At 65.4% G+C, this 15,973-nt stretch carries 12 protein-coding genes; 1 reads left to right on the forward strand and 11 read right to left on the reverse strand.

Annotation, left to right across the window (positions count from 1 at the left end):
* The 9 genes from C4K39_RS01700 to C4K39_RS01740 form a co-directional block, all read right to left on the reverse strand.
* Positions 1 to 222: a formate dehydrogenase subunit delta gene (locus C4K39_RS01700; protein WP_124345524.1), complete on the reverse strand. Its 222-nt coding sequence runs from the start codon at positions 220 to 222 to the stop codon at positions 1 to 3.
* The gene (gene fdhF / locus C4K39_RS01705) at positions 219 to 3,116 is read right to left on the reverse strand and encodes a formate dehydrogenase subunit alpha (RefSeq protein ID WP_124345525.1); all 2,898 of its coding nucleotides are present in this window, start codon (positions 3,114 to 3,116) and stop codon (positions 219 to 221) included. Before fdhF ends, C4K39_RS01700 begins: the two co-directional genes overlap by 4 nt.
* A complete protein-coding gene (locus C4K39_RS01710) occupies positions 3,113 to 4,663 on the reverse strand; it encodes a formate dehydrogenase beta subunit (RefSeq protein ID WP_437179346.1) in 1,551 nt (516 codons plus the stop codon). Before C4K39_RS01710 ends, fdhF begins: the two co-directional genes overlap by 4 nt.
* A complete protein-coding gene (locus C4K39_RS01715) occupies positions 4,663 to 5,139 on the reverse strand; it encodes a formate dehydrogenase subunit gamma (protein ID WP_022639215.1) in 477 nt (158 codons plus the stop codon). The genes C4K39_RS01710 and C4K39_RS01715 overlap by 1 nt, the downstream gene beginning before the upstream one ends.
* A 371-nt stretch (positions 5,140 to 5,510) precedes the next feature.
* A complete protein-coding gene (locus tag C4K39_RS01720) occupies positions 5,511 to 6,329 on the reverse strand; it encodes an ABC transporter permease (protein WP_124345527.1) in 819 nt (272 codons plus the stop codon).
* A 7-nt stretch (positions 6,330 to 6,336) separates the two neighbouring features.
* A complete protein-coding gene (locus tag C4K39_RS01725; RefSeq protein WP_068589540.1) occupies positions 6,337 to 7,173 on the reverse strand; it encodes an ABC transporter permease in 837 nt (278 codons plus the stop codon).
* Positions 7,174 to 7,183: 10 nt separating this feature from the next.
* Positions 7,184 to 8,296 (reverse strand): ABC transporter substrate-binding protein, encoded by a 1,113-nt coding sequence (locus C4K39_RS01730; protein WP_124345528.1) that lies wholly within the window; start codon positions 8,294 to 8,296, stop codon positions 7,184 to 7,186.
* 198 nt (positions 8,297 to 8,494) lie between these two features.
* Positions 8,495 to 9,586, reverse strand: a complete 1,092-nt coding sequence (locus C4K39_RS01735) for an ABC transporter ATP-binding protein (protein WP_124345529.1) — start codon at positions 9,584 to 9,586, stop codon at positions 8,495 to 8,497.
* Between the two features lie 171 nt (positions 9,587 to 9,757).
* A complete protein-coding gene (locus C4K39_RS01740) occupies positions 9,758 to 10,675 on the reverse strand; it encodes a LysR substrate-binding domain-containing protein (RefSeq protein ID WP_068589532.1) in 918 nt (305 codons plus the stop codon).
* 303 nt (positions 10,676 to 10,978) lie between these two features.
* On the opposite strand from C4K39_RS01740, the gene C4K39_RS01745 reads away from it, so the two are divergent.
* Positions 10,979 to 12,562 (forward strand): zinc-binding metallopeptidase family protein, encoded by a 1,584-nt coding sequence (locus tag C4K39_RS01745; protein WP_124345530.1) that lies wholly within the window; start codon positions 10,979 to 10,981, stop codon positions 12,560 to 12,562.
* 353 nt (positions 12,563 to 12,915) lie between these two features.
* Here C4K39_RS01745 and C4K39_RS01750 read toward each other — a convergent pair whose 3' ends face one another.
* Positions 12,916 to 14,547: a BBE domain-containing protein gene (locus tag C4K39_RS01750; protein WP_124345531.1), complete on the reverse strand. Its 1,632-nt coding sequence runs from the start codon at positions 14,545 to 14,547 to the stop codon at positions 12,916 to 12,918.
* Between the two features lie 192 nt (positions 14,548 to 14,739).
* The gene (locus C4K39_RS01755) at positions 14,740 to 15,951 is read right to left on the reverse strand and encodes a methyltransferase (protein WP_124345532.1); all 1,212 of its coding nucleotides are present in this window, start codon (positions 15,949 to 15,951) and stop codon (positions 14,740 to 14,742) included.
* Between the last annotated feature and the right edge of the window lie 22 nt (positions 15,952 to 15,973).

Below are 15,973 nucleotides of genomic sequence, written 5' to 3' on the forward strand. Positions count from 1 at the left end.
CTAGGTGGCCTTGCCGGGGGCGTCGATGGCTTGGCACACCAAAGGATGCAGCTCGCTTTGCCGTTGCTGCTGGTGCCAGGCCAATAGCTCCTGGCGCATGGCTGGGGTCCAGAACAGCTGCATGTGGTTGCGCACGCTGCTTACCGCCTGGGTCTGGTCCGGCTCGTTGGCGAAGTACGAAGCGATCTGGTTGGCCATCTTGACCAGGTTGGCGGTGCTCATCGGCGCACCTCCGCCTTGTGGCCCCGGGACCGGTCGCGGGCTTGCAGCAAGCGCTGCTGCTCGTCACTGAAGGCCTGGTAGCGCTTCTGCCACTCGGACGGATGGTAGACCCGGCTGACCTCCACCGCCGTGACCTTGTACTCCGGACAGTTGGTGGCCCAGTCGGAGTTGTCGGTGGTGATCACGTTGGCGCCCGACTCGGGGAAGTGGAAGGTGGTGTAGACCACCCCCGGCGCTACCCGCTCGGTCACTCGGGCACGTAGCACGGTCTGCCCGGCGCGGCTGCCGATGCCGACCCAGTCGCCTTCGCTGATGCCCCGGCTCTCGGCATCGGTGGGGTGGATCTCCAGGCGGTCCTCGGCGTGCCAGGCGACGTTGTCGGTGCGCCGGGTCTGGGCGCCGACGTTGTACTGGCTGAGGATGCGACCGGTGGTCAGCAGCAGCGGATAGCGGCTGTTGACCTTCTCGTCGGTGGGCACGTAGCCGGTGAGCATGAAGCGCCCCTTGCCGCGCACGAATTCATCGATGTGCATGGTCGGCGTACCGTCCGGGGCCTGGGCGTTGCACGGCCATTGCAGGCTGCCGTGACGGTCCAGGCTGGCATAGCTGACGCCGGTGAAGGTCGGGGTCAGGCGGGCGATCTCGTCCATGATCTGCGATGGGTGCTCGTAATGCATCGGATACCCCAGGGCCGCCGCCAGGGCCAGGGTGCCTTCCCAGTCGGCCTTGCCGCCCAGCGGCTCCATGACCTTGCGCACCCGCGAAATGCGGCGCTCGGCGTTGGTGAAGGTGCCGTCCTTTTCCAGGAACGAGGCCCCGGGCAGGAACACATGGGCGAACTTGGCGGTTTCGTTGAGGAAGATGTCCTGCACCACCACGCATTCCATGGCCGACAGGGCGGCGGTCACGTGCTGGGTGTTGGGGTCGCTCTGGGCGATGTCCTCGCCCTGGCAGTACAGGCCCTTGAAGCTGCCGCCCAGGGCCGCCTCGAACATGTTGGGAATGCGCAGGCCCGGATCGGGTTGCAGGCTGACGTTCCACGCTTGCTCGAACTCCTGGCGCACGGTCTGGTTGGAGATGTGCCGGTAGCCCGGCAGCTCGTGGGGGAAGGAACCCATGTCGCAGGAACCCTGGACGTTGTTCTGACCCCGCAGCGGGTTGACCCCGACCCCTTCGCGGCCGATGTTGCCGGTGGCCATGGCCAGGTTGGCGATGCCCATCACCGAGGTGCTGCCCTGGCTGTGCTCGGTGACGCCCAGGCCGTAGTAGATCGCCGCGTTGCCGCCAGTGGCGTAGATCCGGGCCGCGGCGCGGATGTCGGCCGCCGGGACCCCGCAGATGGCGCCCAGCACCTCCGGCGAGTTGTCCGCACGGCTGACGAAGGCGCTCCACAGGGCGAAGGCCTCGGGCTCGCAGCGGGCCTCGACGAACGCCTGGTCCACCAGGCCCTCGGTGACGATCACGTGGGCCAGGGCGTTGAGCATGGCCACGTTGGTTCCCGGGCGCAGGGCCAGGTGCAGCTCGGCGCGGGCGTGGACCGAGTCCACCAGGTCGATGCGCCGAGGATCGATGACGATCAGCCGCGCCCCTTCACGCAGGCGGCGCTTGAGCTGGGAGCCGAATACCGGGTGGGCATCGCTGGGGTTGGCGCCCATCACCAGGATCACGTCGGCCTGCATCACCGAATCGAAGCTCTGGGTCCCGGCGGATTCCCCCAGGGTCTGCTTGAGGCCGTAGCCGGTGGGCGAATGGCAGACCCGGGCGCAGGTGTCGACGTTGTTGTTGCCGAAGGCCGCCCGCACCAGTTTCTGCACCAGGTAGGTTTCCTCGTTGGTGCAGCGGCTGGACGTGATGCCGCCGATGGAGTCGCGACCGTACTTGAGCTGGATGCGCCGCAGCTCGCTGGCGGCGTACTGCACGGCTTCATCCCAGCTGACCTCCTGCCACGGGTCGCTGATGTGCTTGCGGATCATCGGTTTGGTGATGCGGTCCGGGTGGGTGGCGTAGCCCCAGGCGAAGCGGCCCTTGACGCAGGAGTGGCCATGGTTGGCCTGGCCGTTCTTGTCCGGGACCATACGTACCAGTTGCTCGCCCTTCATCTCGGCGCGGAACGAACAGCCCACGCCGCAGTAGGCGCAGGTGGTGATCACCGCCCGCTCGGGCTGGCCCATTTCCACCACGCTCTTTTCCATCAGGGTCGCGGTGGGGCAGGCCTGCACGCAGGCGCCGCAGGACACGCATTCGGAGTCCAGGAAGTTGTCGCCGCCGGCCGCCGCCACCCGGGATTCGAAGCCCCGGCCGCTGATGGTCAGGGCGAAGGTGCCCTGGGTTTCCTCACAGGCGCGCACGCAGCGGTTGCAGACGATGCACTTGCTCGGGTCGTAGTCGAAGTAGGGGTTGGAGCGGTCTTTCTGGTCACTCAGGTGGTTGGCGCCGTCGTAGCCATAGCGCACTTCGCGCAGGCCCACCTGGCCGGCCACGGTCTGCAGTTCGCAGTTGCCATTGGCCGAGCAGGTCAGGCAGTCCAGCGGGTGGTCGGAGATGTACAGCTCCATCACATTGCGGCGCAGGCTCGAGAGCTTCGGCGTCTGGGTATGCACCACCATGCCCTCGCTGACCGGGGTGGTGCAGGAGGCCGGGTAGCCGCGCATGCCGTCGATTTCCACCAGGCACATGCGGCAGGAACCGAAGGCCTCCAGGCTGTCGGTGGCGCATAGCTTGGGAATGCTGGTGCCCAGCAGCGCGGCGGCGCGCATCACCGAGGTGCCCTGGGGCACGCTGATGCTGCGGCCGTCGATGCTCAGGCTGACCTGTACCTGGCTGTCGCGGGCCGGGGTACCCAGGTCCACGGCGTTGAGGTCGATGTCCTTGGCGGGGTCGAAGAGCGTGATCATTGGTCGGCCTCCGTGGTGTGCAGACCGAAGTCGGCAGGGAAGTGCTTGAGGGCGCTGGCCACCGGGTAGGACGTCATGCCGCCCAGGGCGCACAGCGAGCCGTATTGCAGGGTGTCGCACAGGTCCTTGAGGATCAGCGCCTGGTGCTGGCGCTCCTCGGGACCGGGAGCCGCCAGCAGGCGGTCGATGACTTCCACGCCACGGGTCGAGCCGATGCGGCACGGGGTGCACTTGCCGCAGGATTCCTCGGCGCAGAACTGCATGGCGAAGCGCGCCATGTGGGCCAGGTCGAGGCTGTCGTCGGCCACCACCACGCCGCCGTGGCCGAGCATCGCGCCCATGGCGGCGAAGGCCTCGTAGTCCAGCGGTGTGTCGAACTGCGTGGGCGGGACCCAGGCGCCGAGGGGGCCGCCGATCTGGGCCGCCTTCAGTGGCCGGCCGCTGGCGGTGCCGCCCCCGTAGTCATGCAGCAGCTCACCCAGGGTCAGGCCGAAGGCCCGTTCCACCAGGCCGCCATGGCGGACATTGCCCGCCAGCTGGAAGGGCATGGTGCCCAGGGAGCGGCCCATGCCGTAGTCGCGATAGAACGGTGCGCCCTTGGCCAGGATCAGCGGCACCGAGGCCAGGGTCAGCACGTTGTGCACCAGGGTCGGCTGGCCGAACAGGCCTTGCAGGGCCGGGATCGGCGGCTTGGCGCGAACGATCCCGCGCTTGCCTTCCAGGGAGTCGAGCAGCGCGGTTTCCTCGCCGCAGATGTAGGCCCCGGCGCCGACCCGCACTTCCAGGTCGAAGGGCTGGCCGCTCCCGCCGGCATCGGCCCCCAGGTAGCCGGCGTCCCGGGCCAGGTCCAGGGCCGCGCGCAGGGTGGCCACTGCCTGGGGATACTCCGAGCGCACATAGATATAGCCCTGGCTGGCACCGACGGCGATGCCGGCGATGGCCATGCCCTCGATCAGCAGGAAGGGGTCGCCCTCCATCAGCATGCGGTCGGCGAAGGTCCCGGAGTCGCCCTCGTCGGCGTTGCACACCACGTACTTCTGCTGCGGCGGGGTCTCGCGCACCGTGCGCCACTTGATCCCCGCGGGGAAGGCCGCGCCGCCCCGGCCACGCAGGCCGGAGTCGAGCACCGCAGCCACGGTCTGCTCGCCGCCCAGGGCGATGGCGCGCTCCAGGCCGGCGAAACCGCCGTGGGCCCGATAGTCCTCCAGGGACAGCGGCCGGGTGATGCCGGCGCGGGCGAACAGCAGGCGCTGCTGGCTCTTGAGGTAGGGAATCTGTTCCACCAGGCCCAGGGCCAAGGGGTGGCTGGCCGGATCGGTTTGCAGGGCGTCCAGCAGCGCTGGTACGTCGGCCACGTTCAGCGGACCGAAGCCCAGGCGGCCCTCGGGGGTATCGACTTCTAGCAGCGGTTCCAGCCAGTACAGGCCACGGGAACTGGTGCGTTGCAGTTGCAGTTGGCGCTGGCTGGCCTGGGCCAGCAGGGCGTCGGCCACTTGGTCGGCGCCCACGGCCCGGGCCAGGGAGTCACAGGACAGGTAGAGGTTCATCACGCATCCTCCCGGCAGCTGTCGAGCAACGCGTCCAGGCGTTCGGCGCTGAGCCGGGCATGCAGCTGGCCGTCCAGCTCCAGGGCCGGCGAGCAGGCGCAGGCGCCCAGGCAGTACACCGGCCGCAGGCTGATGCGGCCATCGGCGCTGCTGCCATGGTCGTCCAGTTGCAGGCGCTCGCGCAGTTGCGCCGCCAGTTGCTCGGCGCCCCGGCTCTGGCAGGATTCGGCGCGGCATAGGCGCAGGATGTGCCGCGCGGGCGGCGCGGTGCGAAAGTCATGGTAGAAGCTGATCACGCCGCGTACTTCGGCCTGGCTCTGGTTGAGCCCATGGGCGATGGCGGGGATGGCCACGTCGGGGATGTAGCCCAGCTCTTCCTGGATCTGGTGGAGCAGCGGCAGCAGCGCCCCGGGAACGTCCTTGTAGCGCTCCAGCAGGGTGTGGATCACAGGCAGGTGCAGCGATTCATCAGGCATACAGCATTCCTCACGGTCACGGACACACCTGGTGGTTGTCGGTTGTCCGAAAGTCTCGGCTGCGGCCCTGGTTGCCACGTCACGGTAGCGCGGCGATCCGGCCGGTAGCCATGCACCCTGAATGGGTATCTTGTTGTACCCGGTGCGGTCGTCGCCGTACCTGTTCAGGGCATAAAGGGCAGCTTGACACGCTGCCTCTGATTGATCCGCACCAAAGCGACTTGCTCAGTTCCGAATACGACCATTCACTGAGTCTAGAAGAGGCTGGGAAAGCCGGTGGGATGGGGCGCGCACTATGGAACGAAACCGGAGGGTCCCGAAGTGACTTCGGTCAGTGTTTGTGGCGGGGAGCCTACCCCCGCCACCCACGATCAGGAGGAACGCGCGCGGCGCTGGGCGTAGTGCTGCACGACCAGGCGCCCGATCAGCGCCAGCAGGGTCAGGCTGATCAGCAGCACCGAAATGGCCGCCACGCTGGGGTCGACGTTGTCCCGCAACCCGCTCCAGATCCGTCGGGGCAGGGTGTTGACGTCGACGCTGGTGATGAACAGGGTCACTGCCACCTCTTCCCAGGACAGGGCGAAGCTCAGCAGCGCGGTGGAGAAGATCCCCAGCTTCAGGTTCGGCAGGATCACCAGGAAGGTGGTCTGCATCAGGCTGGCCCCCAGGTTGCGCGAGGCCAGTTCGATGCGCCGGTCTACCTGGCTCAGCGCCACCAGCATGGTCACCACGCCGTAGGGCACCACCATCACCACGTGGGCGATCACCACCCCGGGCAGGGTATCGTAGCCCCAGCCCGGGGCGATGCTGCCCAGCTTGGTTTCCATGAAGTACAGCACCAGGGCCGAGATCACCGGCGGGATCGCCATGGGCAGCAGCACCAGGCCGATCAACAGCGTCGCCAGGCGTGAGCGCAGGTACCAGATGCCCAGGCTGAAACTGACCGCCAGCAAGGTGGCGATCAGGCTGGTGGCCGTGGCGATGGCCAGGCTCTGGCCGGTGCTCGACAGCCAGTCGGGGTTGCTCAGCAGGGCCTCGTAGTGACGCAGCGACCAGTTGCCCTCGGGCATCGACAGGTAGCGCTTGGCGGTGAAGGACACCGGGATCACCGTCAGCAACGGGAACAGCATGAAGGCCATGGCGATCACGGCGATCAGCCGGGTACTCAAGGCAGTGCGATGTGTATTCATAGTGACCTCAACCCACCAGTCGATTGACACGGGTGATGCGCATCAGCAGCCAGATCAGCGCGCTGACCAGGGCCAGCAGCACCAGGCTCAGGGCCGCGCCCAAGCCCCAGTTGCTGGTCTGGAACATCTGCAGGAACACGTACTCGGCGATCATCACCGTCTGTCCGCCACCCAGCAGCACCGGGGTGATGAAGAAGCCCAGGCAGAACACGAAGACCATGATGAAGGCCCCCAGCAGCCCCGGCAGGGTCTGCGGCAGCAGCACTTGCCAGAAGGTGCGCAAGGCCCCGGCGCCCAGCCCGCGGGAGGCCAAGAGGACCCGCTGGTCCAGCTGGCGCATGCTCGACAGCAGCGGGAACAGGGCATAGGGGATCATGAAGTGGAGCATGCCGATCACCACCCCCAATTCGTTGCGGGTCAGTTGCAGGGGGTGTTCGATCCAGCCCAGGGACAGCAGGCTGTCGTTGACCACGCCGTTGCTGCGCAGGGCGATCAGCCAGCCGAAGGCCCGCACCAGCACCGAGATCCAGAACGGGATGAACACGCAGATCTCCACCATGCGCTGCCAGAACGGCGGGCTGAAGACCCAGCAGTAGGCCAGCAGGTAGCCGATCGCCAGGGCCAGCAGGCTGACGGTCAGGCACAGGCGCAGGGTGCGCAGCAGCATGTCGTGGATTGCCGGGTCGCTGGCGATGCGCTGGTACTGCTCGATGCCGGGTTCGGGCAGGGTGAAGCTCCAGCTCACTACGCCGACGAAGGGCAATAAGTAGAACAGCACCAGCAACAGCGGCAGCGGTACCAGCAGCAGGCTGCGTTCCAGGCGCGCGGTTTGGGTCGCACTCATGGTCGGCGCCTCACTTGGACAGGTGGGTCAGGTACTGCTCCAGGGTGCTGGAGTAGTGATCGGCGTACCACTGGGTGTCCAGCAGGATCTGCTTCTTCATGTTGGCTTCGGACGCGCAGTTGAGCTCCAGCTGCTCGGGGCTCATCAGCTTCTGGGTGGCCGGGTTGGATGGGCCGTTGCCGAGGATCTCGAACAGCTTGAACTGGCCCGCCGGCTGCAGGGCATGCTGGATGAACTGCATGGCCGGGGCAGTACCTGCCGGGTTGTCGCTGAGCACGGCCCAGCTGCTGTTGGTGAGGAAGGCGTTGTCATAGCCCCATTTGATCCGGCCACCGCTGTCCTCGCGCAACAAGGTGGCGCGGGTGTGCCAGAGCACGCCCATGGAGGCTTCGCCTTCGATCATCAGTTGCTGGCTTTCCGCGCCCGAGCCCCAGAACGACAGGACGTGGGGCTTGAGTTCGTCGATCTTGCGCAGGGCCCGTGGTACGTCCAGCGGATACAACTTGTCGACGGGTACGCCGTCGGCCAGCAGGGCGGCCTCGAGCATGCCGTTCATCCACTTGTAGAGGGTGCGCTTGCCGGGGAATTTCTCCACGTTCCAGAAATCCGCCCAGTCCCTGGGGCCGTTGTCGCCGTATTTCTCGCTGTCCCAGGCCAGCACGTAGCTGAGCATGTAGCCGGCAATCCCGTAGTCATGGCTCATCCCCGGGGCTACCTGGTCGCGCTGCACCACGCTGTAGTCCAGGGGTTGCAGGATCTTCTCGCGGCCCAGGTTCAGGGCGCTGTAGCCTTCCATGTCCACCACGTCCCAGCTGGGCCGGCCGCTGGCCAGTTGCGAGCGTACCGCGCCTTCGGTGGGGCCGGCGCCGTCGATGCGCACCGGGATGCCGGTGCTCTTGGTGAAGCTGTCGGTCCAGGCCGTGCGGAAGGCATTCAGTGCATCGCCGCCCCAGTTGACCAGCACCAGGGGCTTGTCGGCCGACCAGCTGATCCCGCTGCGCAGGGCCAGGGGCACGGCCGCCAGCAGGCCCATGGCCTGGACGAAGGTGCGGCGGCTGATCTGTCCGCCACGGGCTTTTTCGATGAGGATTTCGATGCAGTCGCGCTGGTGGTGCTCGCTCATGGGGGCAAGTCCTCGCAAGGCCGGTGCCCGAGGCGCCAGCCGTTGATTGTTGTTGTTCTGTACGAAAACCGGGGTGGTGGTCCTCTGTAGGAGCCAAGCGTGCTCGCGATGGTCGTGAACGTTACGGGGTCAACGCAGCGCTCTGCAGTCCATCGCGGGCAAGCCTCGCTCCTACAATTGCCTGACTGATCGCGGGGCTCAGGCTTCCAGCAGGAAGCTGTGGCGTACCGGCCAGCTCAGCCACACCGGGGTGCCGCTGGGCAATCGGGCGCCGGGGTGATCGCCGGGTACCGAGAGGTTCACCGGTGCCAGCTCCGGGGCGATGTTCAGTGCCAGATGCGTGCTGGAACCCTGGTAGACCCGTTCGCCCAGGTGCGCCGGCAGCACGTTGTGCTCACCTGCTTGCGGTCGTTCGGTGTGCAGCGTCATGTGCTCGGGGCGTACCGCCAGCAACTGTGGCTGGCTGCTCAGTTCCCCGGGAAGCGCGGCATGCAGGGCGACGTCGCCACAGCGGCCACTGGCGTGGCTGCCATTGCGGGCAATGTCGCGCAGCGGGAACAGGTTCATCTTGCCCAGGAACTCGGCGACGAAGCGGTTGCTGGGGCGGTCGTAGATGTCCTGGGGCGAGTCGATCTGCGCCAGGCGTCCCTGGTTGAAGATGGCGATGCGGGTCGACAGGGCCAGGGCTTCGCCCTGGTCGTGGGTGACGAACACGAAGCTGGTGCCCACCTGGCAATGGATGCGCTGCAGCTCGGCTTGCAGTTGTTCGCGCAGGTTCTTGTCCAGGGCCGAGAGCGGTTCGTCGAGCAGCAGCATGTCCGGCTCGAACACCAGGGCCCGGGCGATGGCCACCCGCTGCTGCTGGCCACCGGAAAGCTCGGACGGTTTCTTGTGCAGGTGTGCACCCAGGCCCACCACTTCGAGGATGTGCTTGACCCGGCGCTGGCGCTCCTCGGCCTTGACCCCGCGGATGCGCAATGGGTAGGCGACGTTGTCGGCCACGCTCATGTGCGGGAACAGCGCGTAGCCCTGGAACACCATGCCGTAGTTGCGTTTTTCCGCCGGGCGCCGGCTGATGTCGACACCACGCTCCATGAGCTTGCCGGCGCTGGGTGAAAGGAAGCCTGCGAGGATCATCAGCAGGGTGGTCTTGCCTGAGCCGGAGGGGCCCAGGAGGGTGAGGAATTCGCCTTGGCGAACGTCGAGGTCAATGCCGTCCAGGGCAGTGAAGTTGCCGTAATACTGGCTGATTCCTTGGGCGCTGAGTTGAGTCGAAGGACTGCTGGACACTACAGAGTTCTCCTGCGGAAACCGACCTGCGCTGTGGAGTTTTTATTGTTGGAACAGCAGGCGGTCGGCTCATTATTGGCAAAAGCAACGGCACATCAATGGAATAATTTTTGCCTCATTGGTGAGTGAAATTATCCATTGGCCAGGGGCCGCTGCTGCCTTCTCCCAGGTTTAAGGCTTGATCAGCAAACTGTCGGTGATGCCTTGGGTGGTGTTTTGCAGCTGGTATTTAAGCCACGTCGAAAAGGCCCGTACCGCCGGCCTTTCAGCCTTGGCCGGATCGATCGCCAGGAAGTAGCCGCGCCGGGCGCTGATGGCGATATCGAAGGGTCGTACCAGCAGGCCCCGGGCCAGGGCATTGCCACTGAGCAGGCTGTCGCCGATGGCCACGCCCTGGGCGGCGATGCACGCCGACTGCGCACAGTGGGCGTCGGAGAAGGTGATGCCGCTGTCCGCGTCGATCTGCTCGACCCCGGCAGCGGCCAGCCAGGCGCGCCAGTCACTGGTGTCGTTCATGTGGATCAAGGGCAGGCCGGCCAGGTCCTGGGGCGTCTTCAAGCCGCCGATGGCGTTGATCAGGCGCGGGCTGCATACCGGTGAGAAATGCAGGGTGAAGATCGGCTCCACCTGCAGCCCGGGCCAGTCGCCGATGCCGTAGGTGATGAACAGGTCGGCCTCGGGATCGCTGGTATCGTCCCAGGAGCGCGGGTTGACCACATGCAGCCGTACCTCGGGGTATTGGCGCTGGAAGCTGTTGATGTGGTTGCACAGCCAGAAGCTGGTAAACCCCGGGTTGCAACTGATGCGCAACTTGCCGGACACCGCGGGCCCATCGAAGAGCCGGCCGGCGTCCTGGATGTCGGCGAGGATGCGCCGAACTTCGAGGGCATAGCACTGGCCTTGGTGCGTCAGGCCGATGCCGCGCCCGACCCGTTCGGTCAGGGCGAAGCCCAGGCTCTGTTCCAGGCTGATGATCTGGTGGCTGATGGCGCTGCGGGTCAGGCTCAACTGCTGGGCGGCGGCGGTCACGCTGCCCAGCCGGGCGACCGCGTCGAGGGCGCGCAAGGCGCTGATCGTGGGAAAACGCATACAACCTCCGGGGCGGGGGGAACGGGTCTTCGAATGCGTCCGGCCTGGTGTGTCCAGGCGCTTGCGGCGCATCAGGTCGCGCCGAAGTATGGGTCGCGCCAGCGTGGCATTGGTTAGTTTTTTTGACCATTGCTGGCGAAATAATTTGATTGATGTAGCCAGCGCTTCACCAATACTGGCCCTCGATCCGGGCTGAGCCGACCGGACCATTCCCATAACAACAACAGGTCCGGCTGGCCCGGGCGGGCGCCGAGGCGCCCAGCGCGCGACTGGCCGGGACCTGGATAACCAGGAGTGCCGAGGATGTCCCGCTACAAAGAATTCGCGCTGGATTGGGTCGAACGCCACCGTCAGCAACTGTCGGACTGGCACCAGGTGATCTGGCACTACGCCGAGCCGGCGTTTCGCGAGTACAAGTCCAGTGCCTGGTACGTGGCGTTGCTGGAGGCCGAGGGCTTCACTGTCGAGCGTGGCAGCGGTGGCATGCCCACGGCCTTCTGCGCCACCTTCACCCAAGGCCAGGGGCCGCTGCTGGCCACCTATGGCGAGTACGACGCAGTGCCAGGCAACTGCCAGGCGGCCACTACCCGCAAACAACCGCGCGACGGTCTGTCGCGCTTCGCCCCGGGGCACACCGACCCGCACTCGGCCCTGGGCATCAGCGCCCTGGGCGGGGCCCTGGCGGCCAAGGCGACCATGGTGGAATTCGGCCTGCAGGGCAGCATCCGCTTCTTCGGCGAGCCGGCGGAAAAGCTCCGTGCCTCCAAGCCGGTACACGCGGCCAAGGGTTATTACGACGACCTGGATGCGGCCATCAGCTTCCACCCCACCTACATGCTGCCACTGAACAACACCACCACCTGGGACACTCACTGCGGCATTGCCTACGCCTACATCTACAGCTTCACCTGCGAAGAGCCGGAGCAGTGGATCGCCGCCGATCGCTACAGCCCGATCCCGCAGAACCACCTGGCGGCCCGGGCCCCGGGGGCCAACGATGCCCTGGTGCATTTCTATACCCTGAACGAAAGCCTGCGCCGCTCGACCCTGCCGTTCACCGGGTTGTGGAGCTACAACGAGGCGATCCTCACCGCAGGCCAAGCCACGGCCGACAACCTGCCGCCGCACTTGTCGCAGATCCAGTACCTGCTGCGTTGCGACTCCATCGAGCAGGCCGAGACCATTTCCCAGGTCATGGACAACAACGCCGCCGCGGCGGCCATGGCCACCGGCTGCCGCTGGAAGAAGACCTGGGTGTGCAAGTCCCGCGGTGGCCTGCCCAACCATGTCATGGCCCAGGCCACCTACGACAACCTGGCGGCGGTGGGTGCCCCGAAGTGGAACGAAGAAGCCCGGGAGATCGCCCGCCAGATCCAGCGCAATCTGGGCCTTGAGGCCATGGAGCGGCCCTTCCTGCCGGCCACCGAGGCCTTGATCGAACCCCAGGAGTGCGAGCGCCAACTGCGCCTGCAAATGCCGGCCTGGCAGAACTACCTGACCTCCGACGACTACCCGGAATACACCTGGCACTGCCCGACCGTACGCTTGCTGGTGGCTCGGCCGATGCTCAGCGCGCCGCCGGGGACGGTCTATCCGGACTGGGTCTCCAACGCCCTGGGCGGGATTCGCCAGACCATCGACCCAATGATCGAGGTAGCGGCCAAGACCATCGCCGCGACCCTGGTGGACTTGCTGACCGACGAGGCATTGCTGGCCGCGGCCAAGGCCGAGTTCGTCGAGCGCACGGGTGGCGGGATCGGTGGCAGTGGCTGGCAGGCGCCGCTGCTGCCCAAGGACTTCCAGGTGCCCCATGACTTCCGCTGGCCGGAGTACATCCGCACGGCGCGGGGTGAGGAATGGTGGATTCCGGCGCGGGCCGACGAGTAGCCGCCGGTGCCAGGGCGAGGGGGCGTTATGCCGCTTCGCTCGGGCGCTTATGCACAATGGATGGGTTTTTCGGCCAGGCAGATGACGAATCTGTGGAGCCATTCTCATCTTTTTGCAACTGGCTGTTTTTTCGGGATTTTATTTTATGAACAAAAAATGACCAACTGCGGATTGCGCTTGCGCACCCCGTAATCACGGGCATTCTCAAGATTCCATCAACAGACTTATCCACAGGTAGCGACGTCCTGTCGCAGAGGCATGCAGCCTGCTCGTCTAGCCGATGGCGCTGGGCCGCCGGGAGGCTAGATCGAGCACGCTGTGGTCATGCCGGTGTGATGTGTCCAGGCCGGCACCTACTCGGTCCTTGTGGCCGGAATGGACAGTTCATTACGAAACAGGTTGTGTGGGTCAACGGCGGCTTTGAGGTTGGAAAGCTTGGTGATGAGCTCGGTATTCCAGCCGTAGTACAGGTTCAGCCAGTTGGGGTCTAGCGCGCCGGTGTCGGTGTACTTCATGTCGACATCGGGGTAGTTGATGTAGCAGCCATCGTAGGCAGGTCTTTGCGGCTTGCCGCCGTGCACGGCGGTGAAGATGTTGCGAATCCAGGCCAACTGCACCGTGTCATCGGCGGCATGGGTCCAATAGGTCTGGTATTGGGCCTTAAGCAGCGAGCTGCGTTGAGGAACAGCAGTGGTGCCCATGCCCTTTTTGTTGATCGCCCCGCCGTAGGAATCAATCTGCACCAGCGACTGGCTGAAGCGTTTGTCTGGCGTGGCTTCGGTCAAGTGCGCCAACAACGCGTTGCAGGCCTGCTCGGAGAACTGTTCGACCTGATAGTCGGACTTGTATTTACCCCGTTGATTGTTGCCTGAGCCGTTGATCATTTGAGTGACGTACAGCCAGTCCATCGCCGTGTGTTGAGCGGCTGCTCCTTTGAATTTCCTGCCCGCATGAGGGTGCCTGAGCGGGGCAATGTTCGGTTCGATGAAGCCGTCATGCAGGGTCGGCGTCAGGCCCGCCGCGGCATTCATCTTGTTGATGAAATCGTTGAGCGGTATGTCGTTGGCGCCACCGACCTGGCCATTGGGGCCGGTGTACTGGATTGCCAGCACCACATGGTCGGAGGTGTCCACGTGGTTGAGTTTCAACAGGGTGAACAAGCCACCGTTGCCAATGCCTTCCACCGTGCTGGTTGCGGCGGCGTCGTTATCGGCGAACCACTGCCAATAAGCTCGCAGGAAGTTCGAGAAGTTAGGGATCAGCTCTTTCCACGGGTAGGCCAGGGGAATCCAATAGGCTTTTTGTGGGGCTTGGGGCAGTTGGTCGAAGTAGTAGCCGATGATGATGCCGAAGTTGCCGCCGCCGGCTCCGCAACAGGCAGTGAACAATGCCTTGTCGTTGTTCGATGGACTGTCCGCGCGAACATGCCGGAACTCCAGTTGCCGCGAGTTTTCCACAGGTACAAGAATGTCGACGCCAGTGACCCAGTCCACGGTCAATCCCTGCAGGCGCGATAACAACCCATAACCGCCACCGCTGATATGGCCGCCCACGCCGACCGAATAACATGAACCGCCAGGAATGGTGCGCCCGGCCTGCTTGTACAGCGACAGGTAGCCGTCCCAGTTCTGGTTGCCGGTCAAGATCATGAATCGATACTTCTTGTTCCGGCTGTCCCAGGGAGAAGTGATGGATTGGCTTTCATCGTATTTCAGGCCTTTCATTTCCCCCACGTCGATAATCGCCAGGTTTTCTGTCTCGCCGTTTAACTTGTTGGAAACAAAGCCCTCGTAGCAGTGGCCGCCACTGCGCACCGTGATGCGATAGCCCTCACTCAGTGCGGTATTGGCTGCGGCCAGAACTTCATCGGGTGTCGTACACACATAAATCCGCTGTGCGCCCTGTTCAATGCTGGGCGGCCAGCGCAGGTTGAAACCCTTCTGCAGGGTTTCATAAGTGTGCGCCAGGTGGTCTATGACGTTCATGGATAACTCCCTGTAGGTGATGGTGAACCTGGCGACTTCCTGTCGAAAATGACCGCCCTGGTTGCGCGGGATCGGTTGCCCGAGCGCTGCTTGTGGCCAGCACGCCTAGAGACTAGTAGCTGCAACGAACTTGGTTTTTCTTTCGTGGGGGCAAGTGCAACCAGCAAGGGTCGGGGCAGGCCCAGCGGCGGGTTATCGGCGTTCTGCCAGCAACAGCAGATTGCGCGGGGTCAAGGAGGCCTGGCAGAAGGTTCCCAGGCGTACGGCATACCCCTGCTCTTGCAGGAACAGCGCCCGGTCCAGCACCAGCCACAACTCCAGGGGGCGGCGGAACAAACCGCGCAGCAGTTCCAGGTTGCGTACCTGGGCCAGGCGTTGCCAGCCAGCGGCCTCCAGTGCTGGCCAGTCCTGCTCGCCCACTGTGGATAATTCTTTCAGCCTTGCCAGGTCGCGGCAGTATTCGGCGAACGGCTTGTCCAGCCAGTGACTGGGCAGCGAGGGGGTGGGCAGGTAGTCATCGACGCCACGCAACTGGCGTTGCAGCAGGTCGAAGGCCAGGCGGCGGGCCATGGAGGTGTCGCGCTGGCGACGCACGCGGGCGCCGGCGGTCACGGTTTCGCTCATGGGCAGGGCCAGGTCATCCACGGACAATGCCAGCGCAGAGGCCTGGGCGGCTGTGGATAAACCCTGGTAGTGGCTGGCGCTGGTGCGGTTGTAGCAGCACGGGGCAATGGCCAACTGTGGACAACCCTGCTGGCTGGCCAACTGGATCAGGCGCACATGCAGATCGCCGCAGGCGTGCAGGGCCACCGGGGCGCATTGCGGGTTCAGGTGCGATGCGGCGCCTGCCGCCAGCACATCCTGCTGGAGATGACGGGCGGACAGGGCATGGTGTTGGCTCAGTTGTTCGCCGCTGGCCACCAGCGCTGGGTCGTATTCCAGGCAAGTCAATTGCTGCCCGGGCTGGAGCAGGCGTCGGCCGAGGTGGCCCTTGCCGGCGCACCAGTCGAGCCAGTGAGTGGGTGTGCGGTCGAATTGCAGGCGGGCGGAGAAGGCCTCGATCTGCTGCCATTTGCGCCCGGGCACATCGACGCTCAGGCGCTGGCGCATGGCTGGCAAGCCTGCGCCGGGCAGTTCTGCCACGTTGCCCAAGGCCTGGGACTGGGCGGTGAGTTCGGCGAAGGGCGCAGGTGCGTCCAGCTGTTCAGGGTGGTTGTGGGCCGCCTCGGCGTCCTCGAGGGAGCGTTGCCGCAGCCATTGTGCAAGCCCGGGATGCCGGGCTTCCCAGGGCAGTTGCAGGTGGTGGAAGGGGCGCGGGCGCCACAGGTCCTGGTGCTCCAGGAGAAAGCTGTCCAGGGCCTGGAAGCGAGTCAGCAGGGCGGGGCCTTGGAGAGTCGGGGGCATGGCGTGACGTCCGGAACAGGCC

It is taken from the genome of Pseudomonas sessilinigenes, from assembly GCF_003850565.1.
GTDB classification, from domain to species: domain Bacteria; phylum Pseudomonadota; class Gammaproteobacteria; order Pseudomonadales; family Pseudomonadaceae; genus Aquipseudomonas; species Aquipseudomonas sessilinigenes.

Bases quoted from the DNA above. Each gene is read 5' to 3' on its own strand.
- C4K39_RS01700 (WP_124345524.1), bottom strand. From the start codon at position 222: ATGAGCACCGCCAACCTGGTCAAGATGGCCAACCAGATCGCTTCGTAC.
- fdhF (WP_124345525.1), bottom strand. From the start codon at position 3,116: ATGATCACGCTCTTCGACCCCGCCAAGGACATCGACCTCAACGCCGTG.
- C4K39_RS01710 (WP_437179346.1), bottom strand. From the start codon at position 4,663: ATGAACCTCTACCTGTCCTGTGACTCCCTGGCCCGGGCCGTGGGCGCC.
- C4K39_RS01715 (WP_022639215.1), bottom strand. From the start codon at position 5,139: ATGCCTGATGAATCGCTGCACCTGCCTGTGATCCACACCCTGCTGGAG.
- C4K39_RS01720 (WP_124345527.1), bottom strand. From the start codon at position 6,329: ATGAATACACATCGCACTGCCTTGAGTACCCGGCTGATCGCCGTGATC.
- C4K39_RS01725 (WP_068589540.1), bottom strand. From the start codon at position 7,173: ATGAGTGCGACCCAAACCGCGCGCCTGGAACGCAGCCTGCTGCTGGTA.
- C4K39_RS01730 (WP_124345528.1), bottom strand. From the start codon at position 8,296: ATGAGCGAGCACCACCAGCGCGACTGCATCGAAATCCTCATCGAAAAA.
- C4K39_RS01740 (WP_068589532.1), bottom strand. From the start codon at position 10,675: ATGCGTTTTCCCACGATCAGCGCCTTGCGCGCCCTCGACGCGGTCGCC.
- C4K39_RS01745 (WP_124345530.1), top strand. From the start codon at position 10,979: ATGTCCCGCTACAAAGAATTCGCGCTGGATTGGGTCGAACGCCACCGT.
- C4K39_RS01750 (WP_124345531.1), bottom strand. From the start codon at position 14,547: ATGAACGTCATAGACCACCTGGCGCACACTTATGAAACCCTGCAGAAG.
- C4K39_RS01755 (WP_124345532.1), bottom strand. From the start codon at position 15,951: ATGCCCCCGACTCTCCAAGGCCCCGCCCTGCTGACTCGCTTCCAGGCC.